Source organism: Myroides sp. DW712, assembly GCF_046557355.1.
Classification (GTDB): domain Bacteria; phylum Bacteroidota; class Bacteroidia; order Flavobacteriales; family Flavobacteriaceae; genus Flavobacterium.
In genome coordinates this window covers 105295-118840 of sequence record NZ_JBKFDO010000006.1, presented here as the reverse complement: position 1 = coordinate 118840, position 13546 = coordinate 105295, and the positions used below count along the sequence as shown (strand labels likewise).

At 32.0% G+C, this 13546-nt stretch carries 7 protein-coding genes and 1 pseudogene; 6 read left to right on the top strand and 2 right to left on the bottom strand.

Translation table 11 applies throughout. The features are described 5' to 3' along the window. The first annotated feature begins 185 nt into the window (after positions 1-185). The 3 genes from ACLJX0_RS06690 to ACLJX0_RS06680 all read left to right on the top strand — a co-directional run bounded on the left by ACLJX0_RS06690 (position 186) and on the right by ACLJX0_RS06680 (position 1796). Positions 186-653: a YbaK/EbsC family protein gene (locus ACLJX0_RS06690; protein ID WP_410879419.1), complete on the top strand. Its 468-nt coding sequence runs from the start codon at positions 186-188 to the stop codon at positions 651-653. A gap of 102 nt (positions 654-755) precedes the next feature. Continuing rightward, positions 756-944 carry a hypothetical protein gene (locus ACLJX0_RS06685; RefSeq protein ID WP_410879347.1) on the top strand — a complete coding sequence of 63 codons (189 nt, stop codon included), beginning with the start codon at positions 756-758 and terminating at the stop codon, positions 942-944. A gap of 258 nt (positions 945-1202) precedes the next feature. Continuing rightward, positions 1203-1796 (top strand): hypothetical protein, encoded by a 594-nt coding sequence (locus tag ACLJX0_RS06680; protein WP_410879346.1) that lies wholly within the window; start codon positions 1203-1205, stop codon positions 1794-1796. A gap of 800 nt (positions 1797-2596) precedes the next feature. On the opposite strand, the pseudogene ACLJX0_RS06675 reads toward ACLJX0_RS06680, so the two are convergent. After that, positions 2597-2833, bottom strand: a pseudogene (locus ACLJX0_RS06675) (RteC domain-containing protein); the annotation flags it as partial. Between the two features lie 323 nt (positions 2834-3156). Between ACLJX0_RS06675 and ACLJX0_RS06670 the strand changes: the two are divergent. Genes ACLJX0_RS06670 through ACLJX0_RS06660 form a run of 3 tightly spaced genes read left to right on the top strand, consistent with a single transcriptional unit; the run spans position 3157 to position 8969 of the window. Next, the gene (locus tag ACLJX0_RS06670) at positions 3157-4404 is read left to right on the top strand and encodes an alkaline phosphatase family protein (protein WP_410879345.1); all 1248 of its coding nucleotides are present in this window, start codon (positions 3157-3159) and stop codon (positions 4402-4404) included. 56 nt (positions 4405-4460) lie between these two features. Beyond that, positions 4461-7511, top strand: a complete 3051-nt coding sequence (locus ACLJX0_RS06665; protein WP_410879344.1) for a SusC/RagA family TonB-linked outer membrane protein — start codon at positions 4461-4463, stop codon at positions 7509-7511. Between the two features lie 3 nt (positions 7512-7514). Further along, positions 7515-8969, top strand: coding sequence for a SusD/RagB family nutrient-binding outer membrane lipoprotein (locus ACLJX0_RS06660; protein ID WP_410879343.1), 1455 nt, complete (start codon positions 7515-7517; stop codon positions 8967-8969). 519 nt (positions 8970-9488) lie between these two features. On the opposite strand, the gene ACLJX0_RS06655 is transcribed toward ACLJX0_RS06660, so the two are convergent. Next, on the bottom strand, positions 9489-13535 hold the full coding sequence (locus ACLJX0_RS06655) for a hypothetical protein (RefSeq protein ID WP_410879342.1): 4047 nt from the start codon (positions 13533-13535) through the stop codon (positions 9489-9491). Positions 13536-13546 lie beyond the last annotated feature (11 nt).

Sequence of the window (13546 nt, the reverse complement as noted above, 5' to 3'; positions counted from 1 at the left end):
AATGAGCTAAATCTGGACCATTCTCCATGTTTTTTAGTTCTGATTCAATACGTGCTCCATAGCATGAATAAAATACTTATTACTCGCTTAAATACTAAGATTTAGCCCGCGTTTTACCTGTCTTCACAATTAAAACTTGTCCATTGTATTATAATTCTTATTTTTAAAAACCAATACGAATGAATATGAACCATTTAAAAGTGAAAGACTATCTAAAAAGCAAGGGCTTTGCAGATCGTTTTATTGAATTTAAGGAGAGTACAGCTACTGTAGGAGAAGCTGCAATTGCGATTGGTTGTGATAGTGACCAAATAGCAAAGAGTATAACACTTTATGCCCCAGAAGAGGGAACTGCTATTCTTGTCGTCGCTTCAGGAAATAGTAAAATAGATAATAAAACATTTAAAGACACTTTTGGTATCAAAGCCAAGATGCTTAAATATGAAGATGTAGAAGAACTAGTAGGGCATCAAGTAGGAGGAGTCTGCCCTTTTAAGGTAAAAGAATCAACTAGAATTTATTTTGATGCATCTATAAAAAAGCATCAGGAGCTTTATCCTGCTGGAGGTAGTGCTAATACCGTAGTTCGATTAAAACAAGAAGAACTAATTGGCTTATGTGATTTTGTTGACTGGGTATCTGTGACAAAATAGATTCAAATTATAGTTCGCTATAAAATTCCCAATACAACCACTTAGAGCCAATGAAGGTTTAGCAGTATTAGAATTTCTTATTTTGACACAAATCAAAATAAGATGTCATGCAAACGACCACTAAAATCAAAGGCGGAAGAAAACCAAAATCTAATTCTAAAAAAATACAGACATGTTTTCAGACTCACCGAATCTGAAAATGAGAGACTGCTTGCTTTGTTTGCATCATCAGGAATGACAAACAAAGCAAGCTTTCTTGTTTCTATGCTCTTGATAGATAAAGTGAAATAGATTTTAATTATAAAGCAACAAAATTACATTTTACTGCTGCTACAGGAATGAAAGAATTTGAAGGATATGGAATTAATCTTGTTTTTACGATTCTTACCCAGGAGATAAAGTTAAAAGAGGAGCAATTGTTTACGAGTAAGATAAATCATAAAGAGATCTTTTATGATAGTATAGATCAATATTTTATAAAAAAATCGGTTATACGCCCTTTAATTTTAAACCAATGTTTGTTAAGTTTGATTAAGTAATCTAAATCACATGAAAAAAATATCACAATTGGCTCTAGGTTTTTACGCAGGAGCAATAACAGTAGCCTTCCTTATGCTTTTATATTCTTTTAGCACCTTAAAGGAAAATTTTGAAGAAATTACGGTAAAGCGAATTAATATTGTAGACGACAACGGTGTAAATAGAATTGTACTATCTAATGAAGAGCGTATGGAACCACCCATTATCAAGGGCAAAAAATATAAGCGAGTTTTGAATCCTGCAGGTATTGTTTTTTATAATGAAAAAGGAGATGAATGCGGAGGAATCGCCTTGTCAAAAAATCCAGAAACCCATACCTATGCCTTGGCTTTGGATTATGACAATGCCGATGCCATTGGTATAATAACACAGCAGGCTAGTGATTCAAAAACGTATCGTTCAGGTATTGTTATAAATGACAAGGATTTATCAGGAAAAGTTGGTAGTAACATTAACAGAATTAATTTGTTCACGGAGAATGGTAATTCTAGTCTTGTTATCAATGGACCCGATGAAAAACCGCGTATTATTATTTCTGTCGATAGTCTTGGTCAGCCGTTGTTCAACATGTTAAATGAGAAAGGCGAGGTTATTCAAAGATAAGTAATAATTAAAGCTATCTTTTAAGCGGAAATAACCCCAAATATCATTTTTATTTTAACTTATTTAATTCAAATCTCATAACATAAAACTGTATTTACATTAGGATGTAAAAGTATCTCAAAAATAAAAGCGTACAAAAAGCGTACAAATCTGAGTATAAAAAAAGTCTAACTATTTAATTATCAATAGTTAGGCTTTTATTTTTGTGGGTTCGCCGAAATGATTAGACTCCACATTATCTCTAATTAAGCGAAAACAAGTTGTTCAATACATTGATTTACAGATTTTTATATTTTATATGATGATCTCTTAGTTTTAGATAATTTTCACTCAGCGTACAAAAAGCGTACAAGTTTTACTGTAAAATTTAGGCTTTTAACCCGATGTTAAATTGATATGGCTGTTAGATTTGCTTTAATTCAATATAACATTGATTTTTTTGGTAATATTTTAAACATCTGGCATCAAAAGGTCTCTTATTGCACTGTGTGCTTTTTGCTTTATTAGTATTGTTACCAATATTTACGTCATCCTTGATGGACCTAGTTATTTAATAATAACAAAATTATTATTAATCTTAAAATAGTTCATCATGGCAGGAATTTCTTTTCTATATCCAAGAGGAGCCTACAAGATCTTTTAGAATCAAATAACAGTCTAAAGTAGTCTTTAGAAATTATTTCTAATTGTGTATTTCTTGAATCCTTGGGTAGAGTTATATTATTAATATCACGTTTCATTTTGGAGCTGTGTTTTGTAATAAAAATTAGTCTCATTTACTCATGTTACTTTACTACTAATTAAAAAACATTGAAAATAAACAAAATGATTTCAATATTCTTTATTTTATACTCTTCCAAGCCTTCTTTTAGTTTATCCAGATAATAGGTTTTTGATTTAAATCTTGCTTTCATCCGATGAGAAGCATGATGGATATCTAAGCATGTAATGCCAAATAATTGTTGAAAGAGCACTGCAATTTTGCGCATTCCAAGTTTTCCATAATTAATTGAACCAGATATATAAAGAGTGTAGATGTCGAACCTACTAAAGTGGGTAGATTTTCCATACTTTAAATTAATTTAGGTTATTATGGATAGAGCCCTTATTCTTCAGTAACAATTCGCGATAAAACTATAAATCAAAAGAATTTAGAAGTTAAGGTAGCCGCTACCCAAAAGGCAGGAGTAACTACTAATTGTTTTAGTTTATCGCTGTATAGGTTAAGTTAAAGCGAAAGCTATCTTTAGTTAATGTTGGGGTGATATTGTCATGGTAATTAGTTAAATCATTGATAATGTTTAGTTAAAGGGTTTGGAGTGCAATGTATCTACTTTTGAATAAAAATAAATCAAACCAAATGAACAATTTTTATTTCAAACAGCTTTTAGTCTGTTTTGCTTTGCTTTTGACTGGACAAATAATGGCAAAAGAAACACCTTCAAAAAAGGTTGTATTTATTATTGTAGATGGAATAGCATACGATATGCTTGCAAAAACAGCTACTCCTTCTATGGATAAGATAGCAGAAAAAGGAAGTTTATTACCTGCCTATATAGGTGGAGGAAAAGGGACCTATTCTCAGACTCCTACAATATCCGCAGTAGGATATAATAGTTTATTGACAGGAACTTGGGTAAATAAACACAATGTGCCAGATAATAATATTGATGCTCCAAACTATAATTACCCTACGCTTTTCCAATTAACAAAACAACTTCAGCCTTCTTTAAAGACAGCTGTTTTTTCTACTTGGTTAGATAATCGCACAAAGTTAATAGGTGAAGGTTTAGAAGAAACAAATAGGGTGCAAGTAGATTATGCTTTTGATGGATTTGAAATAGACAAACAAAGATATCCCCATGACGATAATAGCGAGTATATTAAAGAGATTGACGGTGCTATTGCTCACCGTGCTTCTGAATATATTTTAAAGCACGGACCAGATATGTCCTGGGTGTATTTGCAATACACAGATGATATGGGACATCGCTATGGAGATGGAGAGCAATTGTATGATGCAATTACGTATGAAGATGCATTAATTGGAAAAATATATGAATCCGTCCTACAAAGAGAAAAAGAGTTTAACGAAGATTGGTTGTTTGTAGTTACTACAGATCACGGACGTACAGCAAGTGATGGAAAAGGACATGGTGGACAATCCGATAGAGAACGCAGCATTTGGATCTTATCTAATCAAAAAGATTGGAAAAATAAGACCAATAATTTCATGCCTTCAATTGTTGATATCGCCCCGTCAGTCATCGCTCATTTGGGGTTAAAAGCTCCGATAGAAGTAGAAAGAGAGTGGGATGGCAATTCTATGTTTGATGCAGTGAGAATTGCTAATCTAAAGGGGGAAATAGCACACAATACCTTAACCTTGACTTGGGAAGCCAGTCAATTGGATGAGAAAGAAACGGCAGAAATTTGGGGAGCCTCTTCCAATAATAAAAAGCAAGGGGGCGAAGATACTTTTGTTTTATTAGGGAAAGTAAACCTCAAGGATAAAAAGTGGACAAAAAAGTTAAAGAATCAATCAGGAGAATTCTATAAGGTGTATTTGAAATCTTCGGTAGGTCAGTTGAATACTTGGATCATGTAATTAGTAGAGAGATGAAAAATATTGTTTTATTACTTTGTCTTATACTACCAAGTATAATGATAGGGCAAGTACAGCGAACGGGTGTTGTAAAAGATCAAACAACAGGAGAAGCATTGATTGGAGTAACCGTTGCTATCAAAGGAACGTCAGAAGGTACAATGACAGATGTTGATGGAAACTTTTCTATTGTTACATTAGATCACAGTGAATTAGAGTTTAGTTATATTGGCTATCAAAATGTTGTAGTAAAAGTAGGTGTTCAAACTGTATTTACAATTGCTTTACATTCCGAAAGCCAAGGACTTGGAGAGGTTGTAATTACGGCCTTAGGAATCAAGAAAGAAAAGCAAGCACTTGGCTATGCTGTTCAAGATTTTGATGGGAAAAATTTAGAGAAGGTAAAAGAGAGTAATGCAATAAGTTCTTTAACAGGAAAGGTTGCAGGACTCAATATAAAGAATTCGGGAGATTTGTTTCAAAATCCTGATGTGAGTTTAAGGGGAGCAAAACCGTTGATTGTAATTGATGGTATTCCAGATCGAACAGCTGATATTTGGCGTGTTAATTCAGATGATATTGAAAATATAAGTGTTTTAAAAGGGGCCACTGCTTCTGCACTATATGGATCAGTAGGACGAAGTGGAGCCATAATGATTACCACAAAAAAAGGAAAAGAAGGCCGATTAACAGTATCGGTGAATAATTCTACCATGTTTCAAACGTCTTTTTTAAGAGTGCCAAATAGACAAACAACTTATGGAAATGGAAATCAAGGAAAATACGCCTATATAGATGGTACAGGAGGAGGTACAGAAGGAGGAGGCTGGATATGGGGACCAAAACTTGATCAAGTAGACCCCTCTACAGCAAGTGGTTATTTCGAAACGCCTCAATACAATAGCGAGATAGATCCTGCAACAGGACAGCTAATTCCTTTACCGTTTTTATCAAGAGGAAAAAATAACGTAGAAAACTTTTTCCGAACAGGATTAATTCAATCCAATAATGTAAGTATTGATTGGGGTAGTAATAAAGCAAGTTTCCGAATTTCACTGTCTAATCAATATCAAAAGGGGATTGTTCCCAATACGGATTTAAATAATACTTCCTTTGCTCTTGGAGGTAGCCTAACCCCAACAGATAAGTTTACTATTTCATCTAACCTCACTTATAACAGACAGTTTACAGATAATTTCCCAGAAGTTGGATATGGCCCGACGAATTATTTGTACAATCTGTTGTTGTGGACGGGAACAGATGTGGATATTCGAGATTTGAAGGACTACTGGAGGCCAGGACAAGAGGGAGTGCAGCAAAGACATTACAATATATCCTATTATAACAATCCTTATTTTCAAGCCTACGAATATTTGAGAGGATATAATAAAAATAACTTATTTGGTAATTTTAATCTCAATTATGAGTTTGCTCCTGGCATTAGTTTTAAATCTATAGGAGGAATTAATTACTATGGATTGGATAGAACATATAAAGAGCCTAAGAGTTATATTGGATATGGAGCTAAATCAAGAGGTAATTATACAATTGAAGGAGAGAATTATTTTGATATAACAACTGACTTTGGGTTTAGAGTAGATCGTGATATTTTAAGTAGATTACGCCTTACAGGAGAGATTGCTTATTCTCGATACAGAAGAAATTGGAATAAACTTACCAGTGCAACAGATGGTTTAAATATTGCAGGATATTACAATCTAGCTAATAATGCTGGTCCAACTATTATTTCATCTAATAGAGAAGAAAAAGAGGGAATCAATAGTTTTTATGGATTTGTGGATTTAGCATTTGATCAAACGTACTTTTTGTCTTTAACAGGGCGTAATGATAAAGTTTCTACTTTGCCCACTGCTGCTAATTCTTTCTTTTATCCCTCTGTAGCTTCCTCTATCGTTGTATCAAATATAGTGTCAATGCCTTCTTGGATTGATTTTGCGAAAATAAGAGGGTCTTGGGCTCGCGTGTCTGAAGGTCGCATAGGTAGTAATCCTTATAATCACATTCAGGGGTATGAACAAGGTACAACTTGGGACGGTATTCCTTCTACTTACTTTGGAAACTCTTTGCTGTCTAGTAATTTGAAACCAGAAACTTCAGATACTTGGGAAATAGGTACCTATATGAGATTCTTTAAAAATCGCTTTAGTTTTGATATCGCTTATTATCAAACCAAAGATTTCAACAACCTTATATATATGCCTTTGTCTTTGGGAACAGGGTATGAAAACAATCTAATAAATGGAGATGAGTTTAAGAGAAAAGGATTAGAAATTGTCTTGGAGGGTTCTCCAATTAAGAACGAGAATTTCGAATGGAATGCAGCAATAAATCTAAGTACGTATAGAAAATATCTAACTGAATTAGCAGAAGGACGTACACAAACAGATAAATACATTAAAAAAGGAGATCGTGTTGATGGAATGTATATTACCAAGTACCAATATGATAAAGAAGGAAATGTAATTTATGAAAATGGATATCCTGTAGCTGATCCATATAGTCGCTTTATTGGTCACTCAGATGCTGATTGGACCTTTGGATTAACCAATACATTGAAATATAAAAACGTTGTACTCAGCTTTACTTTTGATGGTCGAATAGGAGGTATGATGTTTTCGCAAACCAATCAGAAAATGTGGTGGGGTGGTGTAGATCCAGGTACAGTAAATCAGTTTAGAGACGATGCTAACAATGGCTTGAATACGTATATAGCAAAAGGAGTAAAGGTTGTATCTGGACAAGTAGAATATGATAGTAATGGAAATATTGTGAGTGATACCCGCGTATTTGAAGCAAATGATGTAGCTGTAAATTACAATGCATTTATGCAGACCACAAGTAATAATGCAGAAAAAAATTATCACTACTACAAACAAGATTTTATCAAATTAAGAGATCTCTCTTTAACCTATCAACTACAACCTAAGCTATTGGAAAAAACAGCATTTAGTAGCATGAGTTTCTCTCTTATTGGGACGAATTTGTGGATGGCATCGAAAATTAAAAATATAGATCCAGATTCAGGAAAAGATGCTTTACAGACCCCTACAATGAGAAGTATAGGATTTAATATTAACGCTAAGTTTTAACTAATGAAAAGATTATTTTTACCACTGATAGGAATTCTTAGTTTAGCCACAGTAGTTGTGAGTTGCGAAAAGATAGATAACCTACAAGAGGATCCAAACAGAGTGCAAAGTGTTACACCGGATCTGTTATTAACTACTATTATTATTGATGCTACCCAGAATATATCTACTGATAATGCATTGGCAAGTAGACAATTAACAAATACTGATGGGGTAAGCAATAGTCAGTATTACAATTGGCAACGCGCGGACTTTGATAATTATTACAAGCTGAAACAAATAAAAAAAATGCAAGAAGAAGCTGCAAAGTATGAACAAGAGGTTTATACTATTTTAGCCTTATTCTTTAATTCACATTTTATTTTTCAGACTACCTTGGTTTTTGGTGATGTTCCTTATACAGAAGCATTACAAGTTGAACAAGGGATTACAAAACCAAAGTATGATACACAAAAAGAGATTTTTGTGCAGATACTAAAAGATTTGGAACGTGCAAATGAGTTATTAGCTGAAAATAATGATCCAATTAAAGGGGATATCCTATACAAAGGCGATCGCTTAAAATGGAGAAAATTAGTGAATACCTATGCACTAAGAGTATTGATTAATTTATCTAATAAGACGGGCGATAGCGATCTTAAAGTAGTAGAGCATTTTCAGAAGATTGTAACTAACCCAACGAAGTATCCTATTTTTGAAAACAATCAAGACTCTGCCTTTTTATACTTTGTGGATAGTAAGACGAATCAGTATCCAACGTTTAATAGTAATTCAATGCAAACGGCTTATTATTTAGAAGAATCTTTTGTTAGTAAGCTACAGGAACTCAAAGATTCGCGTTTGTTCAGATTTGCTGCCTTAAAAAATAAAAGGCAAGATGATGAAAGAACTAATTTCGAGAATTATGGAGGTTTAAAAGGAAGTGGTGTATTGAGTGAGAATGTGAAAAAGGCAGTAGCAGGAGAGGCCTCAAGAATTAATGATAGATACTATAATGATCCAATTAATGAACCCAGTAGTTTAATCAGTTATTTTGAATTGAATTTTATCTTAGCTGAAGCTGCACAGCGTGGATGGTTGCCCAATGACCCAGCGACCTATTACAATAAGGGAATTGAGAGCTCATTTGCTTTTTTTAAAACCGATATGCCGACAGATTATTTAGTGAGTAAAGGAGTTGCTTTGGACGGGAAGAATGACTTGGAACTCATCTTAACTCAGAAACATATTGCTTCATTTATGAATACAGGCTGGAATACGTTCTATGATCATAGACGTACTGGTTTTCCAACGTTTAATGTAGATGGAGGAGGAGTATTAAATCAAGGTAAAATACCACATAGATGGATGTATCCAAACTCGGAAGTAATTAGCAATAATGACAACTTGTCTAAAGCAATTGAAAGACAGTTTACCCTTGGAGATGATATTAATGGGGTGATGTGGTTGATGAAATAAAAAATTAGAAATATAAACCTGTAGACCTTAGTTTACAGGTTTTTTTTTTATTATTCACTCTTACTGACAAAAATAGCACCTTGTTCTAAATCTTAAGATTAAGGTAAAAATAGCCTCAAAATCACTTTTATTGTATAAGTATTTTTTTAACTTATTTGATTCATATCTCATAACATGAAAACTTGTTAAAAACCATGGTTTTTATACAAAAAGTAAATAAAAAACAGTATTCGAATAAAGATGTAAAAGTATTTCAAAAATAAAAGCGTACAAAAAACGTACAAATTCGAGCATAAAAAAAGCCTAACTATTTAATTATCAACAGTTAGGCTTTTATTTCTGTGGAGTCGGAGATACAAAACTCGAACTCCTTTTTAGAAGATTTAAGGCGACTAAATCAATTGAAAGACGTTTCAATCCAATGCAATGTTGCTAAAAACCATGATGTGAAAAATCGAAATTCAAGTAAAGAACAAAAATTGAAAAGATGATTTTGTATATATATGCGCTCAACAATGGCTATTTAATAGCTACTTTATAATTAACATTTATGAAAATATGATGAATTACTGTACCTGATTTATGAATGGTATTAGCAATTTTTATTGCCGAGAGTTTTGAATTAAAATTATTCGTTACGTCCTCTATTTTATCGAATTCATAACCTATAGGATATTGAATTTTAGTAATATCATCATAATATTTACTCCAATTATCATCAAATGATTTTCCTTTAATTTCTCCAATATCATAAACCATAATTGTTATAGAATCTCTTTTATGATAGTAGTTCAATACTTTTAAAATATGTTCTCTAGCTGTCGTAACACCTCTATAAATAAAAGCTTCACATAGTTGTATTATCTGCTTGTTTTTATCCATAACAGGCAAATCTCTTTCTCCAGGCTGGTAGCTTTCTTTTCCATCTTTAGGAGCAGAAAAACCACCACGTGATTGCTCTCCAATATGCCATCCTAAATGATTCAATCTTGAGTCCAAAACTATTTCTAGGATATCATTGTACTTATCTTCACTCTTAATGTCTGAAATTGATTTTACTTTTTCAAGCATTTTATTGGATGCAATAACAATCTCCTTTACGATAAATTCATCTAGTTTTTCTTTATCGTTTATGTCATCAGGAATAATCTGTACTAACTTATTTGGGGTGCTTGAAAAGATTTTGTGATAAAAAGACTTTAACTCATCAATATTATCAATGCCACTGATCAAACTATCAATTTCTGCAAGAAATTCAAATGGTGTTTCAGAAGAAGATTGATGATATTTATAAGCTGTTTCTTTCAATATTAATGCTTCATCAAGTTTCTTTTGTCTAACAAGGTTCTCAATTTTAAGTTTAAGAATATTTGGATACATTCTTATTGGCAACTCTAAATTTTGAAAAACTTTTTCAAACTCATCAAACTTTTCCAATCTATTCAATAAGTCCAAGACAGATAAAGACTCTGTTTTATCTTTTAAGTCAAAACTTGAATCATCATACACTCCTCGATATTCTTTCCATTCTTCATAAGCCTCTCTATAGAAGTCAATCTTACTTTCCTTTTCAGCCCAATTTACTTTGGCGACCATTCTATTTAAAGCAAATGAATAGTAATCGGGATAATGTTTAACTAATTCATTAAAGATATTGTAGGCTTTCTCGGGCTCTGATTGAATATGTATTAACGCTGTATAGAAACGCTTATATACGGAATAAGGTAATTTTCTGGAATCATAAAAATTATCCTTTCCAGGAGCTTCTATAGTATTAATAGCTGATAGATCATTTTTAAAATAAGCTAGTAATAATTTAGTAGTAAATAATAGCTCTTTGTAATTAAGTTCTTTTCTGCGTTGCAAAACTTTTTCTTCCCAATATTTTACAGCTTCTTCCGCCTGCTCTATTAGCTCTGGGTAACGAGAAATTTTCAATAAAACATTTTCAATCTCGGGAATCCAGCTAAAATTTTCTAAGAACTCTCTAATATTAATGTTCTTTATTTTTTCTAACAACAGTTTCTTCGCTCCTTCCGATGTACTGCTTTCTAGCAGTTCAAGAATTTTGGTTAAGTCTCCATTATTTACTATTAAATTAACAACCTTCTCTTTATCCGAAAACCAGTTGATTGCTCTAAACAGTTGGGGCATTAACGCTTCCTTATCTGTATTGTGAAATTGACGCTCTTCACTGTAGCCAAATAAATCAATAGATTTATCTTCAGGATCATAATTTGAATATTGAGAAATATAATCAACAATTTGACCTTCTATTCTTCTCTTTATTTCTAGAATTTTGTCTTCTTCAAAACCATAAGGAGTTGGTGTTTCAATAATTTTTCTCAATACTTGTAATAATACACCAATATGTGTTCTTAACTTTTGTACACCAAAGCTATTTTCTTTATCATATTTGCCTTTACTTTTATCAATTTCGATTCGTGGAGAAAGAAATGAATTTAATTTTCCTTCTTTTGATATAAAATAAACAGGATATAGCCACTCTAAAAAACCAACGGTTTCTATTTTTTCACTCCACAAAGGAATTCCAACCTCATCTTTATCATCAAAGAAATTATATTTTGTTATTTCTTTCTTTTCTATGATCTCTAAGTAAGATTTATAAAACTCATTTATGAGTTTTTCTATTTCTATACCTGATTTTGTAAAATCATTCTTAAACTTCCAATATGTTGAAATTTTCAATAACCAAATGAGTCCATCCCATTGTAACATCGGGAACCGAATGGTTCCGTTATTGTATTTAGACTTTATTTTGAGATTTCTGAATAAGTCAGACAATTCTTCATAAATATATGGTAGAAGATAATCTTGATTATACGAAGATAATCTTGCTGAATTGATTTTATAATTCTCCAGCAATGCTAAATATTCGTATTCCCTGTTATTCAAATTATCAGCATTCTTAGGGTTATTCTGATAATTGTAAATTCTATATTTATCCTTATTTATAACCTGATATAGATTAAAGATTAATGTGGCTATTTCTTGTTTAGACGCATTCTCCTTAATTAACTGTTTCAAGGTAAATGAAATAGATTCTTTCCATATTTTGCTTTCAAAATAGTCCCTGTGTTCAGCATTATATTCTAGCTGATCTAATATTATAAAACACATAGAACAAATATCTTTCTCAAAAAGTAAATGTGGAATGACTTCAGGTCTATGGTATCTTATCACACGGGAAACTTTCCAAACTAAATAGGGTTTATTTATACCCGCTCTTAGTAAATCTTTTATTCTCTTGCAATGTTCTATTTTATAATCATCCTCATCTGATTTATTTTCAATCCTATGATATTTCTCATCTTGCACAACTACCAAATAAATTAAAAAACTAATTTCACTTCTTGTTGATTGATCATATAAATAAGTTCTGCTTGCTCTGTCTTCCCATGATTCTAAACTATTAAGAACTTGAAATAAATCATCATTGTTTAAAGAAAATTCATTGTCCCTTTTCAGACCTCTTTCGGAAAGAATAAAAATCTCATTTCGATGTTCTCCTTCTAGTTTTACTTTTTTGAACTCATCATCACATCCTTCTAAATCCTTCTCATCTATAATACAAGTGAACGAAGCATCTAATAATCGTTTAGAAGATGAAGAGGTTAAGTGTTGATATGGATTTGGCCAACTTTCCCAATAGTGAACTTTATAAGCCCAATTAACAAGTCTTTCACTATCATCTTGAAATGTCGAATCGTCAAGTAATAATTGCCAGAGATAAGCAGATATCTTATTCTCTAAACCTGACCAATATCTAGGTTCGGGATTGTAAAATTCAATGCGATAATCATCTTCATCTTCAATTAATAATTTTTGACTTATTAATTGCTTAATAGTAGGTGTTTTTGAGAAAGTGCTTATATGAGCGGAATGGATTTCTATAAAATCATTTATTTTGATTTTTATATCATCGTCATTGCTTAAGTTTTTTCTAAGTGCATTCAGAAATATAAAATCATCCCAATATTCCAAATACGGCTTGAAATATGATTCCATATCCGAAAATCCTATTTCATTATCTTTTTCACTAGACCATCTATTAAATAATACCCCTTTTATATTAATTGATAGGCTATTTGCTTTTTCATATTCTGCAATCTGATCCAATAAGAACTCCCTTGAAAACTTCTTTTTAGATTCAAAACGCTCGGGTTTATTATCTTCTTGAAGTTTACAAATAAATTTAAGCTCTTCTTTAAAATTTAGGATTTCGTCAAATGTATAGCAGAATGATCTTATGGCAGCTGAGATTTTAATTTGTCCTAAAATCTCCCGTAACCAATATCTTTCAAATAAGGAACTATCATCAATCTTTGTACCCTTATTTTTTTCAAATTCAACTTTGAATATATCGAAATCCGATTTAGTAAACGAAAAATCATAGGACGCTTTATGCAAAACTTTAGAGAGAAATACTGACGCGTTCCAAAGATTTTCCGCTTCAATTACTTCTTTTTCTCTATGTCTTTCATTTCTTATCTGTAAGCTACTTTTTATTAGGTTGGCAAGCTTATTAATTTCATCATTATACATATGGAGTGGCA

Coding starts and splice junctions, on each gene's coding strand:
- ACLJX0_RS06680 (WP_410879346.1), top strand. CDS start 1,203: ATGAAAAAAATATCACAATTGGCTCTAGGTTTTTACGCAGGAGCAATA.
- ACLJX0_RS06685 (WP_410879347.1), top strand. CDS start 756: ATGTCATGCAAACGACCACTAAAATCAAAGGCGGAAGAAAACCAAAAT.
- ACLJX0_RS06665 (WP_410879344.1), top strand. CDS start 4,461: ATGATAGGGCAAGTACAGCGAACGGGTGTTGTAAAAGATCAAACAACA.
- ACLJX0_RS06655 (WP_410879342.1), bottom strand. CDS start 13,535: ATGTATAATGATGAAATTAATAAGCTTGCCAACCTAATAAAAAGTAGC.
- ACLJX0_RS06690 (WP_410879419.1), top strand. CDS start 186: ATGAACCATTTAAAAGTGAAAGACTATCTAAAAAGCAAGGGCTTTGCA.
- ACLJX0_RS06670 (WP_410879345.1), top strand. CDS start 3,157: ATGAACAATTTTTATTTCAAACAGCTTTTAGTCTGTTTTGCTTTGCTT.
- ACLJX0_RS06660 (WP_410879343.1), top strand. CDS start 7,515: ATGAAAAGATTATTTTTACCACTGATAGGAATTCTTAGTTTAGCCACA.